At 29.3% G+C, this 19,716-nt stretch carries 15 protein-coding genes; 11 read left to right on the top strand and 4 right to left on the bottom strand.

Features of this window, described 5'->3' with window-relative positions:
• Window positions 1–75 precede the first annotated feature (75 nt).
• From ccoN to ccoS, 8 genes are read left to right on the top strand one after another with little or no spacing between them, the layout of a single operon-like run.
• The gene (gene ccoN / locus ACIJYI_RS05505) at window positions 76–1,494 is read left to right on the top strand and encodes a cytochrome-c oxidase, cbb3-type subunit I (protein ID WP_435113492.1); all 1,419 of its coding nucleotides are present in this window, start codon (window positions 76–78) and stop codon (window positions 1,492–1,494) included.
• On the top strand, window positions 1,491–2,231 hold the full coding sequence (gene ccoO / locus ACIJYI_RS05500) for a cytochrome-c oxidase, cbb3-type subunit II (protein ID WP_435113490.1): 741 nt from the start codon (window positions 1,491–1,493) through the stop codon (window positions 2,229–2,231). Before ccoN ends, ccoO begins: the two co-directional genes overlap by 4 nt.
• The gene (locus tag ACIJYI_RS05495; RefSeq protein ID WP_435085403.1) at window positions 2,228–2,398 is read left to right on the top strand and encodes a hypothetical protein; all 171 of its coding nucleotides are present in this window, start codon (window positions 2,228–2,230) and stop codon (window positions 2,396–2,398) included. The genes ccoO and ACIJYI_RS05495 overlap by 4 nt, the downstream gene beginning before the upstream one ends.
• Window positions 2,382–3,260 carry a cytochrome-c oxidase, cbb3-type subunit III gene (gene ccoP / locus ACIJYI_RS05490; protein ID WP_435113487.1) on the top strand — a complete coding sequence of 293 codons (879 nt, stop codon included), beginning with the start codon at window positions 2,382–2,384 and terminating at the stop codon, window positions 3,258–3,260. Before ACIJYI_RS05495 ends, ccoP begins: the two co-directional genes overlap by 17 nt.
• Before the next feature lie 10 nt (window positions 3,261–3,270).
• Entirely contained in the window at window positions 3,271–4,692 is a 1,422-nt protein-coding gene (gene ccoG, locus ACIJYI_RS05485; protein ID WP_435113484.1) for a cytochrome c oxidase accessory protein CcoG, read from the top strand.
• Window position 4,693: 1 nt separating this feature from the next.
• A complete protein-coding gene (locus tag ACIJYI_RS05480; protein WP_435113482.1) occupies window positions 4,694–5,155 on the top strand; it encodes a FixH family protein in 462 nt (153 codons plus the stop codon).
• Window positions 5,107–7,326 carry a heavy metal translocating P-type ATPase gene (locus tag ACIJYI_RS05475; protein WP_435113480.1) on the top strand — a complete coding sequence of 740 codons (2,220 nt, stop codon included), beginning with the start codon at window positions 5,107–5,109 and terminating at the stop codon, window positions 7,324–7,326. The genes ACIJYI_RS05480 and ACIJYI_RS05475 overlap by 49 nt, the downstream gene beginning before the upstream one ends.
• Before the next feature lie 2 nt (window positions 7,327–7,328).
• Window positions 7,329–7,490: a cbb3-type cytochrome oxidase assembly protein CcoS gene (ccoS, locus tag ACIJYI_RS05470; RefSeq protein ID WP_435113478.1), complete on the top strand. Its 162-nt coding sequence runs from the start codon at window positions 7,329–7,331 to the stop codon at window positions 7,488–7,490.
• Window position 7,491: 1 nt separating this feature from the next.
• Here ccoS and ACIJYI_RS05465 read toward each other — a convergent pair whose 3' ends face one another.
• The 4 genes from ACIJYI_RS05465 to carA all read right to left on the bottom strand — a co-directional run bounded on the left by ACIJYI_RS05465 (window position 7,492) and on the right by carA (window position 15,453).
• A complete protein-coding gene (locus ACIJYI_RS05465) occupies window positions 7,492–8,901 on the bottom strand; it encodes an EAL domain-containing protein (RefSeq protein WP_435113476.1) in 1,410 nt (469 codons plus the stop codon).
• A gap of 190 nt (window positions 8,902–9,091) precedes the next feature.
• Window positions 9,092–10,963, bottom strand: a complete 1,872-nt coding sequence (locus tag ACIJYI_RS05460; RefSeq protein WP_435113474.1) for a glycosyltransferase family 2 protein — start codon at window positions 10,961–10,963, stop codon at window positions 9,092–9,094.
• 94 nt (window positions 10,964–11,057) lie between these two features.
• On the bottom strand, window positions 11,058–14,282 hold the full coding sequence (carB, locus tag ACIJYI_RS05455) for a carbamoyl-phosphate synthase large subunit (RefSeq protein WP_435113472.1): 3,225 nt from the start codon (window positions 14,280–14,282) through the stop codon (window positions 11,058–11,060).
• Window positions 14,260–15,453 (bottom strand): glutamine-hydrolyzing carbamoyl-phosphate synthase small subunit, encoded by a 1,194-nt coding sequence (gene carA, locus ACIJYI_RS05450; protein WP_435113470.1) that lies wholly within the window; start codon window positions 15,451–15,453, stop codon window positions 14,260–14,262. The genes carB and carA overlap by 23 nt, the downstream gene beginning before the upstream one ends.
• A gap of 127 nt (window positions 15,454–15,580) precedes the next feature.
• Between carA and ACIJYI_RS05445 the strand changes: the two genes are divergently transcribed.
• The 3 genes from ACIJYI_RS05445 to rpoD all read left to right on the top strand — a co-directional run bounded on the left by ACIJYI_RS05445 (window position 15,581) and on the right by rpoD (window position 19,711).
• Window positions 15,581–16,042: a GatB/YqeY domain-containing protein gene (locus ACIJYI_RS05445; protein ID WP_435113468.1), complete on the top strand. Its 462-nt coding sequence runs from the start codon at window positions 15,581–15,583 to the stop codon at window positions 16,040–16,042.
• Window positions 16,042–17,817: a DNA primase gene (dnaG, locus tag ACIJYI_RS05440; protein ID WP_435113466.1), complete on the top strand. Its 1,776-nt coding sequence runs from the start codon at window positions 16,042–16,044 to the stop codon at window positions 17,815–17,817. The genes ACIJYI_RS05445 and dnaG overlap by 1 nt, the downstream gene beginning before the upstream one ends.
• A gap of 67 nt (window positions 17,818–17,884) precedes the next feature.
• A complete protein-coding gene (gene rpoD, locus ACIJYI_RS05435; RefSeq protein ID WP_435113464.1) occupies window positions 17,885–19,711 on the top strand; it encodes an RNA polymerase sigma factor RpoD in 1,827 nt (608 codons plus the stop codon).
• The last annotated feature ends 5 nt before the right edge of the window (window positions 19,712–19,716 follow it).

Genomic DNA, 19,716 nt, shown 5'->3' with positions numbered 1-19,716 from the left:
TTTTTAACCTTTTTTTTTAAATAAAGATTGATCTGCATCAAATCTAATAAAAAATAAAAAAGATATATCTTTTTAATGATCAACTATAATGATGAGATAGTTAAAAAATTTACTATTGCATCTATATTTTGGCTTGTAGCAGGATTAGCAGCGGGTTTACTAATTGCTTTTCAGATGGTTTTCCCATCATTAAATTTTGAACCATTATTAACATTTGGTAGGTTGCGCCCCCTACACACTTCTGCTGTAGTATTTGCCTTTGGTGGAAATGTATTATTTGCAACAAGTTATTTTGTAGTTCAAAGAACTTGCCAAACTAGATTGTCAGGTGATGGATGGGCAAATTTTACATTTTGGGGATACCAGGCATTTATTTTAATGGCTGGTTTAGGATATCTATTTGGAGTTACTCAAGGTAAAGAATATGCTGAACCAGAATGGTATGCTGATTTATGGTTAACAATAGTTTGGGTAATATATTTAATAATTTATTTAGTTACACTTACAAAAAGAAAAGAACCTCACATTTATGTAGCTAATTGGTTTTTTCTTGCTTTCATAGTTACAGTTGCAGTTCTACATTTGGTTAATGGTGTTTCTATTCCAGTATCATTGTTTGGTGCAAAAAGTTATCCGTTATGGGGAGGTGTTCAAAGTGCAATGATCCAATGGTGGTATGGACATAATGCCGTAGGATTCTTTTTAACAGCTGGATTTCTTGGAATGGTTTATTATTTTATTCCAAAAAGAGCTAATCGACCAATTTACTCATACAGATTATCTATTTTACATTTCTGGTCTTTAATTTTTTTATATATTTGGGCGGGTCCCCATCATTTACATTACACAGCCTTACCAGATTGGGCTCAAACATTAGGTATGACTTTTTCAATTATGCTTTGGATGCCTAGTTGGGGTGGAATGATAAATGGTATGATGACGTTATCTGGAGCTTGGTACAAACTTCGAGAAGATCCTGTTTTAAAATTTATGATAATTTCTCTAGCATTTTATGGGATGAGTACTTTTGAAGGTCCTTTAATGTCTATTAAAGAAGTTAATGCTTTAAGTCATTATACTGACTGGACTATTGGTCATGTTCATTCAGGCACATTAGGTTGGGTAGCATTTATTAGTTTTGGTGTAATTTATTATTTGTTTCCAGTTTTATGGAATAAAAAAAATCTTTACTCACTAAGATTGGTTAATATTCATCTTTGGATTTCCACTATTGGTATTGTTTTTTATATATCTTCAATGTGGGTATCAGGAATTATGCAGGGTTTGATGTGGAGAGCTTACGATAATCTTGGGTTTTTAGAGTATTCTTTTGTTGAAACGGTTATGGCGATGAAGCCATTTTATCTAATTAGAGGTATTGGCGGAGTTTTATTCTTTATTGGAGTTTTGATCATGATTTACAATTTAATCAAAACTTTAGAGATACCCAGCACAAATAAATCAACAATTTCTCAAAAGGCTCAAATCCAATGATGGAAAAACATAAAAAATTAGAAAAAAACTCAATTCTATTATTAATTTTTACAGTTATAGCTGTTTCAATTGGGGGCATAATTGAAATTGTTCCACTTTTTAGATTGGAAACTACAATTGAACCAATCAAAGGTGTTAGACCTTATACACCCTTAGAACTTAAAGGATTTAATATTTATTTAAGAGAAGGTTGCTATACGTGCCACAGTCAACAAATCAGACCATTACGAGATGAAGTTGAACGTTACGGGCATTATTCTTTAGCAGCAGAAAGTATGTATGATCACCCATTTCAATGGGGATCAAAGAGAACAGGGCCAGACCTTGCTCGTTTAGGAGGTAAATATTCTGATGAGTGGCATGTAGAACATTTAATCAAACCTCAAAATGTAGTTCCAGAGTCAATTATGCCTAGCTACAAACATTTAGGTAATCGTGTTCTAAACTTTGATGATATGGGAAAACATTTGAAAGCATTAAAGATTACAGGCGTTCCTTATACAGAAGAGATGATTAAAAATGCCTCAAAGGATGGTCTTGCACAATTAAGACCAGAAACAGAATTGGCAGAAAATTTAAGAAATAGATACGGAGAAAAAGTAAATATCAGAAATTTTGATGGTGACGAAAATATACCTACAGAATTAGATGCTTTGATTTCTTACCTTCAAGTCTTAGGAAGTATGGCAGATCTAAAAAATTATGACCCTCAAATAGTTGAAGAGGTAAAAAAATGATAGGTTTTATTTCTGATAATGCAGGTGTTTTAGGTTTAGTCATTTTTTTCTCTATTTTTTCAATAGTTGTTATTTGGTTATTTAATCCAAATTTTAAGAAAAAAATTGAGTCACATAAATTTATACCAATTAAAAATGAAAAAGTAATCTATGTCCGAAAAAAATAATAATAAAGAGATTGATAAAATAACAGGCCAAGAAACTACTGGACATGAGTGGGATGGTTTAAAAGAATTAAATACACCTGCACCAAGGTGGTGGATATGGGTATTTATAATTACAGTAATTTGGTCAGTTGGTTATTGGATTGTTTATCCTTCTTGGCCAACTTTAACTGGAAGCGGTTATCGTGGAGGGACAGTTGGAATACTAGATTGGACTCAATACAAAAAATTAAGAGATAATCAAAAAGAAATATTAGACATTAGAGAAAATTATAAAGAGTTTTTTAAAGCAACTTCATTTGACGAAATACTTAAAGATAAAAAATCTTATACTTATGCAGTAGCAGGAGGTAAAGCGGCATTTAGAGATAATTGTGCAACATGTCATGGATCAGGTGCTGCTGGAGCGAAGGGGTATCCTAATTTAAACGATGATGATTGGTTGTGGGGAGGAAACGTTGAACAAATTTATTCATCCATAAAATATGGTATTCGATCTGGTCATGATGAAGGTAAATATTCTGAAATGCCAGAGTTTGCAGAAGTTTTAAATGATGAGCAAATTAATGAGTTGGCTGAATACATCTTATCTCTTAATGAAAACAATAACCAATCAAGTGAAAATACCTTATTCGCTGATAATTGTGCTGCTTGTCATGGAAACAATGGTGAAGGAATTCAAGATTTGGGCGCTCCTAATTTGAGAGATAATATTTGGTTTTATAGTAGTGGCGATAAATCGAGCATTATTTCTCAAATTAAAAAGCCAAAACATGGAATTATGCCAGCTTGGGAGGATCGTTTAGATGACCCAACTATAAGAATGCTAGCTTTATATATTCATTCACTATCAGCGTCACAATAAGACATTAATTATGCATGAAAGTTTGGAAAAAAATCCACTACGTTTGTTTTCTGAGCAAAAAATCATCTTTCCAAAAAGAGTTTGGGGAAAATTTAGAAAAATAAAATGGATTATTATGATTGGCACATTGTTTGTTTATTATTTTGCTCCTTGGATAAGATGGGATAGAGGTCCACAGATACCAAATCAAGCAATATTAATTGATATGCCGAATAGAAGAGCATACTTTTTTTTCATTGAGATATGGCCACAGGAAATTTATTTCTTAACTGGAATATTAATATTCTTAGCAGTAGCATTATTTTTAAGCACAAGTCTTGTAGGGCGTGCCTGGTGTGGTTATGCGTGTCCACAAACTGTTTGGACTGATTTATTTGTTTGGGTGGAAAGAATTTTTCAAGGAGATCGTAACTCTAGAATGAAATTAAGCAATGCACCGATCAGTTTTAACAAAATATGGAGAAAACTATCAACTCATATAGTTTGGATCGTAATTGCAATATTAACTGGAGGTGCGTGGGTTTTTTATTTTAATGATGCACCAACATTATTAGAACAAATTATAAATTTTGATGTTCCTTGGTCTGTTTTAAGCTGGATTGTAGTTTTAACTTTTTCAACTTATTTGATGGCTGGTTTTGCAAGAGAGCAGGTTTGTACTTATATGTGTCCCTATGCTCGGTTTCAGTCAGCAATGTTTGATAGGGATACATTAATTATAAGTTATGATGAATTTAGGGGAGAGCCAAGAGGCAAACATAAAGCCGGTGATAGTTGGGAGAACAAAGGCCATTGTATTAATTGTACAGAATGTATTCAAGTTTGTCCTATGGGCATTGATATAAGACAAGGTCTGCAAATGGAATGTATTGCCTGTGGCTTGTGTATAGATGCATGTAATAAGATTATGAATAAAATTAATCTTCCAGCAGGATTGATTAGATATGATACAGAAAAAAATAAAGGTAGACGCTTTAGAAACGAAAAAGAAAAAAAAGGCTTATTAAGGGGACGCACATATAGTTATTTATTAATCCTTCTTATTTTAAGTGCAGCAATTCTTTATACACTGTTGAATAGATCAATTTTAGAACTTAATGTTTTACATGATAGAAATCCATTATTTGTAAAACTTTCAAATGGTCAAATAAGAAATAGTTATGATATTAAAATTCTCAACAAATCATTTAAAAGTAAGAAATATTCACTTTCTATTGAAGGTTTAAAAAATTCAAAAATTAAAATTCAAGGTATAGAAAGTTTATCTTCTAACAACTTACCTGTTGTGGCTAATAGTGTTGGTCATTATCGTATTTTTCTTATAGCGGATAAAAATAAAGAGGTTCGAAAAAAAGTAATTTTCAATATTAAAGAATTAGATGATGAAATATCGGATACAGTAGAAAACATATTTATTAGTGGGAAATATTAGTATGATTAAGCAAAAAAATAACAGTTTTCCTCATTATTTTATAGTTTTCTTCGTTATTTTGATAATTTTAGATAGCATATTTGTTTATCTAGCAACCTCAACTCATAGAGGTGTAGTAACTGAGAACGCTTACAATCAAGGATTAAATTACAATAAAATAATTGAGGCTAGTAAAAAACAAAATGATTTAAATTGGAAAAGTGAAATCATTTATCAAGATGATTTTCTAAATTTTTATTTAGAAAATGAAAAAAAAGATAGTTTTGATGGAGCTTCTGTTACAGCTTTTTTAGTTAGACCAACTCAAACTGGTTATGATTTTTCAATTAAATTAGAAAAACAAAGAAATGGTAAATTCCAAAAATTAATTAAATTTCCTTTAAAAGGACAGTGGGATGTAAAGATTTTAGTAATATGGAACAAACACAAATATCAAACAATAAAACGAATTTTAATAAAGTAGATATAAATAAATTATTTTCTCCTTTTGTTAAAATTGATCCAAAAAATAATAATAGTATTATTTTTAAAGTAAAAAATATTCATTGTGCTTCATGTATCCATCTTATTGAAAAATCACTTTACACTTTAAAAAATGTTTTTTTTGTAAGAGTGAATATGTCTACTGAAAAATTAGAAATTAAGTGGGTAGGTGAAAAAAAATTAGCAGATAAATTTGCTAAAATTGTATCTGAGTTGGGATATCCAATAAGTTTATATGATGTTGATAATTTAGATAATGATTTTGAAGAGAATAAAAAAGTCTTGATAAGATCTATTGCAGTGTCAGGCTTTGCAGCAGCGAATTTAATGTTAATTTCAGTTGGCTTGTGGTCATCATCAGTTGAGACAATGGGATTTGCAACAAGAGAACTATTTCAATGGATTTCAAGTTTAATTGCACTACCAGCAATAATTTATTCTGGGAGAACATTTTTTTATTCAGCATTAAAGGTTTTGCTAAAAAAAAATACAAATATGGATGTGCCGATTTCATTAGCAGTAATTCTAACTAGTTTAATAAGTCTATTTGAAACAGTTAATAATGGTGAACATATCTATTTCGACTCTGCAATAATGTTATTATTTTTTTTACTTATTGGCAGGTATCTAGATGTTTTAGCAAAAGGTAAGGCAAAAAAATCTGCTAAAGAATTACTGTCAGCCTTAGGTGGAACTGCAACAGTTATAAAGGATGAAAAACAAGTAATTGTTCCGGTAAAAGACATAAGGGCAGGAGATATTATTACAATTTCTATAGGAGAAAAAATACCTGCAGATGGAATTATTCTAAATGGATCTACAGAAATAGATTTAAGTCTTATTAGTGGCGAAACATTACCTAAAAAGGCAAATATAAATGATAATGTATTTGCCGGTACAATTAACATTTCAGCACCAATTCAAATTGAAGTTTCTAAATCTACAGAAAATAATTTACTCACAAATATTGTAAAACTAATGGAAAAAGCAGAGATAAGTAAATCCAAGTACACCAGAATTGCTGATAAAGCAGCCAAACTATACACACCAATAGTACATTTAGCTGGCTTATTTACATTTATTGGATGGTGGATGTTCGCTGATTTAGCATGGCAACCCTCACTTTTAATAGCGGTAACTGTATTAATTATTACATGTCCCTGTGCTTTAGGTTTAGCAGTTCCAGTCGTTCAGGTATTAGCAAATAATTCACTTATGAAAAAAGGTATCTATTTAAAATCTGGTGATGCTTTGGAAAAATTATCAAAAGTGAAGTATGTAATTTTAGATAAGACAGGAACACTAACAGTGGGTAAGCCTAATTTAATAGGATCATACTCAGAAGAAGATCTACAAATTGCAGCATCGTTAGCACATTATAGCAAGCATCCTTTTTCAAGATCTATTTGTAATCAATTTAATGGCAAATTATTTAATATAGATAATGTAAAAGAAATAATTGGTTGTGGAGTGGAAGGATATTTTAAAGGTAAATTATTAAAACTAGGAAAAAAAAATTGGTCTTGTCCTTCACAAAAAGATGAAGATGAAATTTTTTCAGAGATATGGCTTTCAGTAGAAAATGAAAAAAAAATCTGTTTTAGTTTTGAGGATCAATTACGAGAAGACACCAAGGATGTAATTGATGAGATTAAAAAATTAGGCGTTATTCCAATAATTTTATCTGGTGATCGAAATGAAGTAGTAAAAAGAATAGCAGAACATCTTGGTATAAATGATTATTATTCTGAATTTTCAATAGAAATGAAAAGTGAATTTATTAGAAAATTAAAATTACAAAATAAAGAAATTCTGATGGTCGGAGATGGTTTGAATGATGCCCCATCGCTGGCTGAAGCTGATGTATCTATTTCACCATCGACAGCAATGGATATTACCCAAAACACTGCAGACATTGTTTTTCAAGGTGAAAAACTATTTCCAATTATTAGTTGTATTAAAGTTGCAAAAAAATCTGTTTTATTAATTAAACAAAATTTTTTAATGGCAGTTATTTATAATATCTTTGCTATTCCTATGGCGATCATAGGTTTGGTCACACCATTAATTGCAGCTATTGCAATGTCAAGTTCTTCATTATTTGTAATTGGAAATAGTTTTCGTTTAAATCTAAAAAGGAAAAAATTTTAATCATGAATATTTTGCTCTATCTTATACCTATTGCACTTACTCTTGGTTTAATAGGGTTACTAGCATTTTTATGGACGTTAAAAAATAATCAATACGAAGATCTAGAAGGAGCTTCTGAAAGAATTTTGATTGAAGAAGAAAAAGAAAAAAACGATAAAGACTAGTCTATTGATATTTAGCAGAAAATTTTTCTATATATCTATTAACTTGATCGGCTGGCATTGGTTTGGAAAATAAAAAACCTTGTACAAGATTTATACCTATTTTTTTCATATATTTTAGCTGCTCGACAGTCTCAACTCCTTCAGCTATTATTTCACTATTGAGTTTATCTGCCATTGTTCTAATTCCCTCTACAGCTACACGAGAACGTTCATCTGTTACAACTTTATCAACCAGATGTTTGTCTACTTTAATGACATTCCAGGGTGTATTAATCAATCGTTCAAGATTGCTGCCTTCTATGCCATAATCGTCTAAAGCTACACTTATTCCATTATCTCTCAGATATTGTATTTCACGATTGGCTACTTTTTCATCCAATCTAGTATTTTGTCCTTCCGTAATCTCAATCATTATCTCATTTTTGATAAAATTTTTTATATATTCCAATTCTTCCAACCATATTTTTCCTGATCCAATATTAGTAAAATGTGACATTTGAATATTTATTGAAAATTTTATTTTTTGATCAACATTAATATTTTCAAAAGTTCGTTTAAAAACTGGTCTCCATAATCTAGTACCTTCACTAATAGATCTTGAATTTAAGTGAACCATTTTACTTAAGAAATATTGTGGTAAAACTACAGTACCATCAGGCTTAATCCATCTTACCAAACATTCAAAATATTTTATTGAATTATTCTTTACATCAATAATTGGTTGGTGATAAAAAGTTAACTGACCTTGTTTCATAGCATCTCGTAATTCATCAAGTGTAATAATTTCATTTAATTTTTTAGATTCTGATATAAATTTTTTATCTGCATACTTAAAGTTATTACGCCCATTATCTTTAACAACTTGCAAAGCTTTATCGGCGTATGAAAGTGAATCAGAGATTTTATCATTCTTAAGAAGTAACGCTCCTCCTATTGAAGATGTTTTTTTTATTATTAAGGAATTTGAATCAAGATAAATTTTATTCAATTCTCCATGAATATGTTTTAAAAATTTATTTATCTTTTGAGTTAAAGTAAAACCTTTGTAACCTTTTGCAGTCTCAAATTTTTTATCAATATCTTTTAAATAGAAAAGTAGTGCAAATTCTTCACCACCTAATCTTACTGAATTTAAACTATCTACCCCAATTTTTTTTAGCTCATTACCGAAATTTTTTAAATATTTATCACCAATATCATGACCAAAACTATCATTAACACTTTTAAAATAATCAATATCGATAATTATGATTAAATAATCAAAATTTCTTTTATTGTCGTCACCATTATTATAAAAGAAACTTCTTCTTGTTTGGACTTTAGTAAGTTCATCAATATTAACTATTCTTTCCAAACGATCTGATTTAATTACAACATAACTTAATAATGTTACTAATAAAAAAATTACCACAAAAATAAATACAACTTCAAAAAAACTAACAACAAAATTATTTAGGGTAAGAGTAGAAATAGATAAATCATGTATGTGCTCAGGGGAAAATTTATGAATAAAAAAAAAACTACAAATAGCCCAATAAATAAAGCTATTAAAAGTAAAACTTTATGTGTTGTTCTCAAAGTTTTAATAAATTTTATCATATTTAAGTTAAATATTTACCATGTGTAGTCTTGGCCCAATAATGTGGCTTGGTTATTACTTCAAAAAGTCCGATGAATGCCGCAAAACTATGCAACATCCAATAAATAGGAACTAGCGGTAAGAAAATATATAATTTACTAAATTTCCTTTTAATGCCTGCAACCATTGACATAAAAATATTAGATAAATTATATAAAAGTATTCCATAAATAAAATATGTTAACAAATCATCTCCAAACCCCACCCAGCTTGAATAATCAGGAGATGTAAGTAAGAAAAATCCTTGTAAAATTGCCAAAGGATTAATTAAGAAATTTATTAAAGGCAGCGTTAAAAATAAGTGAAATCCTAAAAATCCCCTTAAACCAGTTTTCCATAAAAATTTAAATGGATTTCTATTATGAATTAAGACAGTAATCATGTGTCCTTTAATCCATCTTGTTCTTTGTTTAATCCAAGCTCTTTTGCTACCGGTTGCCTCTTCCCATGTAGTAGAATTTAAAATTGTTGTCTTAAATCCTTTTTGATAAATACGAACACCTAGATCTGCATCTTCAGTCACATTGTAAGAGTCCCAATTATAAAGTGAATATAATTTTTTTCTTTTAAAATGATTAGATGTTCCTCCTAAAGGAATTGGAGATTTAAATTTATTTAAACCAGGTAAAAACCAATCAAACCATTGAGCGTATTCCAATGAAAATAACCGAGTTAAATAATTATAACCTTGATTGTAATAATTAAGAGATGCTTGCAAACAGACATAATCATCGGGCAAAGATCTAAATTTAGCTACAGCTTTTAATAATTGATCTGTCTCAGGTTTATCTTCAGCGTCATAAATACAAACATATTCACCCCGACAAAATGTTAAAGCATAATTACATGCCTTAGGTTTTGTTTGTGGATAACTTTTAGGTACGATAATGAATTCAAAAAAATGAGGTGGATTTAATTTTTTTGCTAATTCAATAGTCTCTAAATCGTCTTCTTCAAAGATTAATTTTACATCAAGTTTTTTCTTTGGGTATTTTAATGCAGATATATTTTTAATAAGTTTTTTTAAAACTTCAGATTCTTTATATATAGGAATCAATATTGAGTACGTAGGTAGATTCTTTTGTCCTAAAATAGAAATTTCTTTTTTATATCTATTTTTAATTTTTAAATAAATAGCTACTACAAAAAGCCAAACCCTAAATGATGAATTTATTAAAAAAACACATGTACAAAAAGCGGCAAAACAATAAGAGGTTTCAGCTGGATATTTATAGCCACAGGCGACTAACGTCCCAATTAATGACAATAAAAAAATTGTAAGCTTCAGGGAAAAAACTTTTTTTGCAGATAATTTAGGTTCTCTAACATGAAGTAATTCAGATGCATTTTTAGTATCCGTTCTTTTATAAATTTTTTGAAAAAATAATTTTAAATCCCTAGGTGTTGTTAATATAATTTTTATTTGATACTTTTGATATTCAGACAATAAAAAATCTATTAATTTTCTATCTATATTTGTTGCTAAAATAAAAATTTTATCATCTTGCTTTGCAAAAGGGTGGCATCTATTTTCAAGGTACGAAATGTGTTTATTTTTTTTTCTAAAATTTAATAAATCTTTTGATATTTTTTTATTTCTTTTAATTTCATCATATAAAATGAAATCATAACCATGTAGGCTCGCTATATTTTTGTAATAATCTAAATTTGAAATTGTTTTTCTATTAATTATTTTTTGAGATAATTTTTTTAATTCAGGTGTTTGATTTGTTAAATTAAACCCTTTGTATTTTCTAACTTTAAATTTTTCGTCCTGTATAATTTTTCTGGACCTTGGAAATGATAAAATTTTAGTATTATTAAATTGCAACATTACTTATTAAGTTTTGTTAAAAATAAATTTTCTATTTTTTTTATAAAAAAAATAAATTTTTTTGAAGATGCAGCATCTTCAGTTTGGGTTTTTTTTAAATATCTTGAAGTGAAGTTACTTCTAATTTTCTAGTTTTAAGGGATTTTATAGCTTCCAAGCATGCTTGAGCAGTCGACATATTGGTGCAATATGGGACTTTATTTTTTAATGTTGCTCTTCTAAGTGCTATAGCATCATTTAATCTGTGTTCAGTATTTCCTCCACCCGTATTAATTACAAGTGCAATTTTTTTTGAGTCTAAGACGTCTACTATATGAGGAGATCCACTACTTACTTTATTGATGATTTTACATTTAATTTTATGTTTTCTAAAATACTCTGCAGTTCCTTTGGTTGCACAAAGTGTAAAATTTAATTTAATTAGCTCTTTTGCTAGATCTATCCCCTCATCTTTGTGAGAGTCTTTTAATGATACAAATGCTAGGCCTTGTTTTGGTAATGAGTTGGCAGCACCAATTTGACTTTTAGCAAAAGCCATTCCAAAGTTTTTATCAAATCCCATGACTTCACCAGTTGACTTCATTTCAGGTCCTAAAAGCAAATCACTGTTTGGAAATTTATTGAAAGGAAATACCGCTTCTTTTACAGCATACATTCCTTTGGATTTATCTCTTAAATTAAACTTAGATAATTTTTCACCAGCCATCACCCGTGATGCAATTTTAGCAAGAGGCAGACCTTTTGCTTTAGATACAAATGGAACTGTTCTACTAGCTCGAGGATTTACCTCAATTACATAAATTTCATCCTTTTTAATTGCAAATTGAATATTCATGAAACCTTTAACTTTTAAGGCTAAAGCTAATTTCTTAGTTTGATTTTCAATTTCTTTAATCAAATATGGCTTAATTGATATTGGAGGTAGGCTACAAGCTGAGTCTCCAGAGTGAATTCCAGCTTCTTCAATGTGTTGCATAATACCTGCTACATGAACTTGTTTTCCATCAGATATTGCATCAACATCAACCTCCATTGCATGATCAATAAACTTATCAATTAAAATTGGGTTTTCTTCAGCTGCTTTAAAGGCTTCCTCAACAAAGTTTTTAAGCTGGCTTTTTTCATGAACAATTTCCATTGCTCTTCCACCTAATACATATGAAGGTCTAACCATTAAGGGTAAACCAATTCTCTCTGCTATCTGAATAGCCTGCTTGAATGTTTTAGCAATTCCACTTTCAGCTTGTTTTAACTTCAATTTATTAAGAAGATTTCTAAATAAATCTCTATCTTCAGCTAAATCAATTGATGTGTACTGCGTTCCTAAAATTGGAAGTTTGTTATCATGTAAAAATTTAGCAAGTTTAATTGGAGTTTGGCCACCAAACTGAGCAATAATACCAACTAAGTTTCCTTTTTCTTTTTCTTTTTTAATTATATTAAATACATACTCTTCTTTTAAAGGTTCAAAGTATAACCGGTCACTAGTATCATAGTCAGTTGATACAGTTTCAGGGTTGCAATTGATCATGATGGTTTCAAAACCAGCATCCTTCAGTGCAAAACTTGCCTGACAGCAACAATAATCAAACTCAATTCCTTGTCCTATTCTATTTGGTCCACCACCCAGTATTATGATTTTTTTCTTAGCTGATGGATCAGCCTCACACTCAGAATTAATTGAAAAATTTCTTTGGTATGTAGAATACATATAAGGAGTAAACGATTTAAACTCAGCCGCACAAGTATCAACTTTCTTAAATACGGGTAATATTTTAAGAGCAGTTCTTTTACGTCTAACAACATCTTCAGATGTTTTTGTAAGTTCAGAAAGCTTTTTATCAGAAAAACCAATAGATTTTATTCGGTTAAATTCATTAAAATCTTTAGGTAATCCTTTATTTTTAATCTTAGTTTCATTATCTACAATTTCTTTAATTTGTTCTAAGAACCAAGGGTCAATTTTTGATAAAGCAAATATTCTCTTTAAATCAATCTTTTTTCTAATCGCCTCAGCAACTAACAAAATTTTATTTGGAATACTTTCTTTAAGTTTCTTTTCAATTTCTTTTTTATTTAGATCAAATATTCTATCTAATCCAGAAAACCCTGTTTCAAGGGATACTAATGCTTTTTGAAGTGACTCTTTAAAGTTTCTACCAATTGCCATTGCTTCCCCAACTGACTTCATGGAAGTACCTAATGTTGCAGGTGAAGTTGAAAATTTTTCAAATGTAAATCTTGGAATTTTTGTTACCACATAATCAATACTAGGTTCAAATGATGCGGGTGTTACTTTTGTAATTTCATTTTTTAATTCATCTAACGTGTAACCAACAGCAAGTTTTGCTGCAACTTTTGCAATTGGAAACCCAGTTGCTTTTGATGCAAGAGCAGATGAACGTGAAACTCTTGGGTTCATTTCAATTACAACCATTCGACCATTTTTAGGATTGATTGCAAATTGAACATTTGATCCACCTGTCTCAACTCCAATTTTTCTTAAACATGCAATGGATGCATTTCTCATTACCTGGTATTCTTTATCAGTTAGGGTAAGGGCAGGAGCAACAGTCACTGAGTCTCCAGTATGTATTCCCATTGGATCGATATTCTCAATAGAGCAGATTATGATACAATTATCTTTTTTATCTCTTACAACCTCCATCTCAAATTCTTTCCAACCCTCTAAGCACTCTTCAACTAGAACTTGGCTGACAGGAGATTCGTGTAATCCACTTTTAATAATTTTTAGATATTCCTTCTCATTTTTAGCAATTCCACCCCCAAGACCTCCAAGAGTAAATGCAGGTCTAATGATTGCAGGCAATCCTATTTTCTTTAAAACTTTTGATGCTTGATTGATGTTGTTGACGATTTCAGATTTAGGTAGATCTAAACCAATATCAATCATATTTTTTCTAAATTTTTTTCTGTCTTCTGCGTTAGATATTGCTTTAGAGTTTGCACCAATTAATTCTATTTTATATTTTTTTAATATTCCTTTTTTTTCAGCTTCCATTGCAAGGTTAAGTGCAGTTTGACCTCCCATTGTTGGAAGAATTGCATCTGGCTTTTCTTTTTTGAGAATTTTTTCTAAAACCTCGAGAGTAATAGGCTCTATATAAGTTTTATCTGCAACATCAGGATCAGTCATAATTGTTGCAGGATTTGAGTTAATTAAGACAACCTTATAACCTTCATCACGTAACGCTTTACATGCTTGTGTTCCTGAATAATCAAACTCACAAGCTTGGCCAATGATAATTGGACCAGCTCCAACAACTAATATTTTTTTAAGATCTTTTCTTTTTGGCATTTTTTTTCATGTTGTTAATAAATTCTTGAAATAAATAAACACTGTCTTGTGGTCCAGGGTTTGACTCAGGGTGATATTGAACTGAAAATATTGGTTTGTTTTTTAATCTGATACCCTCAATACTATTATCAAATAGAGATTTATGAGTGACTTCAACATTTTTAGGTAAATTTTCTTTGATAACCTCAAAGCCATGATTTTGACTAGTGATTTCAACATTGTCGTGAATTAAATTTTTAACCGGATGGTTTGCTCCTCTATGACCTAATTTCATTTTTTTAGTCTTAGCCCCAAGTGTAAGAGCTAGTATTTGATGGCCTAAACAAATACCAAATATGGGTAAATTTTTTTTAATTAAATCTTTAAGTATATTGATCGCATATTTTCCAGTTGCAGCTGGATCTCCTGGACCATTTGATAAAAATATACCATTTGGCTTAAGAGCTAAAATTTTATCAGCAGATGTTTTACAAGAAACAACAGTAACTTTACAATTAAAGTCAGAAAAATATCTTAAAATATTTTTCTTTATCCCATAATCGATGGCAACAACATGAAAGGAATTCTTGGTATTTTTTTTGTAACCTGTTTCTTTTTTCCAAGTTTTAAGACCCTTCCAAATATAGTTCTTTGGTGTTGTAACTTTTTCTGCAAGATCAAGATTTTTTAACCCGCTCCATTTAATTGTTGAGTTGGTTAATTTACTGATATTAAATTTACCAGTTTTAGAATAAGCAATGGTTCCTTTGGGAGCACCTTTATCTCTAATAAAATTGGTTAAACTTCTAGTATCTAATCCTGTAATTCCAACTATCTTATTTTTTTTAAGCCAAGCATCTAAATGAAGAAATGATCTATAATTTGATGGAGATGTTATTTCTGAATTAAACACTACACCTTTAGTCCATATTTTGTCAGATTCTAAATCTTCTTTGTTAGTTCCAACATTTCCAATATGAGGGAAGGTAAAGTTTATAATTTGTCCAGCATAAGAAGGATCGGATATAATTTCTTGGTATCCTGTTAAAGAAGTATTAAAGCAAACTTCACCAGTAGCATTACCTTGGTAACCAATTCCAATTCCTTTAAAAACCTTCTTGTTTTCAAGAACTAAAACGCCTGTATTGATTTGTGAATTTTTTGAGTTAGATTTTTTTGCTTTTTTGTTCAATTACAACTCATGAGTTAAAGGTTAATACAATACTTGCATTATTATCGCAACAGAGATGTAATATAAAATTGTAAAAAAACAATTTTTCTTTTGAAGATTTTTTTCTTTGAAGTAGATTAAAAAAATTATGGCATTAAAAGAAACTATCGAAACTGAATATAAAAACGCTTTAAAAGCTAAAGATAAAACTAAAATATCAACCTACAGGTTAATATTATCATCTATCAAAGATTTAGACATTGTTAACAGATCCGGTCCAAACAAAAAGGATACTGATGATGAGGATATTAAAAAATTATTAAAAAAAATGGTTAAGCAAAGGGCCGAATCGATTGATATTTACAAAAAAAATAACAGAACAGATCTTTTAGAAGTTGAACAAAATGAACTCGAGATTTTATCAGTTTTTTTACCAAAACAACTTGGTGAAGAGGAAACTAAGAAAATATGTTCAGAAGTAATTACTAAACTTGGTGCAAGTTCAGTTAAAGATATGGGTAAAGTAATGGGTGAATTAAAAAAACTACATGCTGATGAGATTGATTTTGCAAAGGCTGGCCCACTAATTAAGGAATTATTAAATAATTAATGAAATACCCAAAAGAGTACCTTGATGAAATTAAAACAAGGTTAAAAGTATCAACAGTTGTATCAAAGTCTGTTGCCTTAAAGAAAAGAGGAAAAGAGTACGTTGGTTTATCTCCTTTTAAAAATGAGAAAACTCCATCTTTTACAGTTAATGATGAAAAAGAATTTTATCATTGCTTTGCAACATCAGAACATGGAAATATTTTTGACTTTGTAATGAAAACCCAAAATTTTAAATTTGGGGAAGCAGTTAAGCATTTAGCTCAGCTTGCTGGAATGCAGCCATATATGTTTTCAAAACAAGACGAAGAGAGAGAAAAAAAATGGAAAGAATATTTATCTATTTATAGCCAGTATGTTGATTTTTATCATAATGAATTATTAAAAAATGAAGCTTATTCAAATGCTAGAGATTATTTAAAGAATAGGTCCTTAAGTAAAGAGGAAGTTAAGAAATTTAAAATTGGATATATTGAAAAAAATCCTAATTTTTTTGATAAATTAAAAAATGAATTCAGTGAACAGGCTTTAGTTGAAAGTGGCTTGTTTTATTTAGATGAAAAAAAGAAAACTTATGTAGAAAGATTTAGAGGTCGATTAATTTTTCCAATAAATAATATTTCAGGTCAACCAATTGCATTAGGTGGAAGGATAATTGAAAAGCTAGATTATTTAGCAAAGTATATAAATTCACCAGAGACTGCTTTTTTTAAAAAAGGTTCAAATTTATATAATTTAGATTTAGCTAGAAAATTATTAAATAAATTAGATCATATCTATTTGGTTGAAGGTTATATGGATGTTGTTGGCTTAAGTAAAAATGGAATAGAAAATGCTGTTGCAAATCTTGGCACTTCATTAACTGACAAACAAATTTTAACTTTAAATCAATTTTTTGATGATATTATTATTTGCTTTGATGGAGATGAAAGTGGTTACAAAGCTGCTTTAAGAGCTGCAGAAAATTCAATTAAAGAATTAAAACCTGAAAAGCAAATTTCATTTTTATTTTTACCCGATAAAGAAGATCCAGATAGTTATGTAAATAAAAATGGCAAAAATAATTTCATAGATTTTACCAAACAAAGCAAGTTATCTATTCATCAATTTATTTTTAGTCATTATAAAAAACAGACAAAAAATAATCCATCATCAATGGCTATTTTTGAAAAAAAACTTAGAGAAATAGCAAATACTATAAAAGATGATTTTATTAAAAAATATGTTCTGGAGTATTTTTTAGAAAAAATTGCAGAGCTAACACCCCATTCAAACCAAAATAAGAAAAAGTTTTATGTTAAAAAAATAAAATCATTAGACTCTACTAAAAAACATTTTAATGAAAGCCAATCCTTAACGGGTGTGGAGCTTAAAGAATTTTCATTATTATACTTGGTTATGAATAATTTAACATTGTTACAAGCCAATATTCACTTAATAGAAAATATCAAAATATTTACTGAGATAAATAAGCAAATATTTTATGTAATCATTGAAAAGTTAAAATCTGGAGAACAAATTACAATTAAAGACTTAAATTTAGACAAACAGTTGTTGGATAAGATTAATAAATTTGCACCAATTAAACATATTCTTAAAAATAAACCTGAAAATGATAACCAAATTATAGAATTACTAGATGATATTTCGAAAGATTTGTTCAATTATGACTTAGAGTTTAGAATCCAAGAATTAGAATCGAAGTTCTCCAAGGATATGAGTGAAACTACATTCAACGAGCTAAAAGAGCTGAAAAATGAGAGAAAAATCAATTAATCAGATCAATTTAGCAATGGATTTTTGCGAATTAGATATTATATAAGTCTTTCAAACTTATATTGCTGTGGAAAGAATTATTACAAAATCATTTGCTAGATTGATGGGTCGAGGAACTCATAGAGGATTCATAACTTACGAAGAACTAAATAAATCTCTTGGAAAAAGAAATCTTTCTGATGAAAATTTATCTCAAGCATTCATTCATATTTTAGATGAAAATGTTGCTTTAGTTGAAAAGAAATCTGATTTTAAAGTTTTAAGAAAAAAAGAGGGTTCTTCCAAAGAAGAAGGCAAGACAATTGAAAAAAGTGATGATCCTATCAGAATGTATTTACGTGAAATGGGTGGGGTTGAATTACTTTCAAGAGAAGGTGAAATTGCAATCGCCAAAAGAATAGAGGCAGGAAAAGATGTAATGTTAATTGCACTTTCACAGAGCCCAATTACAGCACAACAATTTTTTGAATGGAATGATCAGTTACAAAAAGATGAAATCTTAGTAAGAGAAATAATTGACATTGATACAAATTACATGGAAGACGAGTCAACAGGACCAAGTGCAAAACAAAAAAATGCTGGAGAGACTGATAAAGAAGAGGGGTCTAGTGATGGAGATGATGATGATTTTAATCCCACACTTGCTGCAATGGAAACTGAAATTAAACCAAAAGTTTTAAAAACAGTTAATATACTTACAAAAGAATATAATAAATTAATTAAATACCAAAAAGAAAAACTGGATTGTGTTTTAAATTCTCAAAACTTTTCACCTGCAAAAGAAAAAGGATATGAGAAAATAGTAAATGATATTTTAGAAAATATTAAATCTCTTCAACTATCACCATCTGTTTTAGAGGAACTCGTTCAAAAACATTATGTTGAAAATAAAAAAATTGTATCTTTAGAAGGTAATCTTTTAAGATTAGCAATGGATCATAAAATACCTAGAAATGAATTTATTAAATTTTATATTGGTAACGAAATAAATCCAAATCTAAAAAAATTTTTAGACACAAATGCTATTTGGAAACAATTCTTCACAAAAAATAAAGATGAATTTAAAAACATAAGAGAAAGATTAATCGAAATAAGTCATAAGCTTGGAATTTCAGTAACAGACTTTAAAAAATTAGTTAGCAGAGTTCAAAAAGGTGAAAAAGAATCAAGAATTGCTAAAAAAGAAATGGTTGAAGCCAATTTAAGATTAGTAATATCAATAGCTAAAAAATATACTAATAGAGGTCTTCAATTCTTGGATTTAATTCAAGAGGGAAATATTGGCTTGATGAAAGCTGTAGATAAATTTGAATATCGAAGAGGATATAAGTTTTCTACATATGCAACTTGGTGGATAAGACAAGCGATCACAAGATCAATAGCAGACCAAGCAAGAACAATTAGAATTCCAGTTCACATGATTGAAACAATTAATAAAATTGTTAGAACACAAAGATTAATTCTGAGTGAATTTGGTAGAGAAGCTACACCAGAAGAATTAGCGCAAAAACTTCGTATGCCATTAGATAAAGTAAGAAAGGTATTGAAAATTTCAAAAGAACCAGTGTCATTAGAGAAACCAGTTGGAGATGAAGAGGATAGCAGTTTGGGAGATTTTATTGAAGACACAAAAGCATTGGCTCCACTTGAACAAGCAATTAAATCAAATTTAGGTGAAGCAACAACTAAAATTTTATCTACACTTACTCCAAGAGAAGAAAGAGTTTTAAGAATGAGATTTGGTGTGGGTATGAATACTGACCATACTTTGGAAGAAGTAGGACTTCAGTTCTCAGTGACTAGAGAAAGAATTCGACAGATTGAAGCAAAAGCTCTGAGAAAACTAAAACATCCAAGTAGATCTAAGCAACTAAAAAGTTTCTTAGAAAGTTAATTTTT

The organism is Candidatus Pelagibacter bacterium nBUS_36 (assembly GCF_051201215.1).
Taxonomy (GTDB): Bacteria; Pseudomonadota; Alphaproteobacteria; order Pelagibacterales; family Pelagibacteraceae; genus Pelagibacter.
This window is presented reverse-complemented; position numbering and strand designations above follow the sequence as displayed.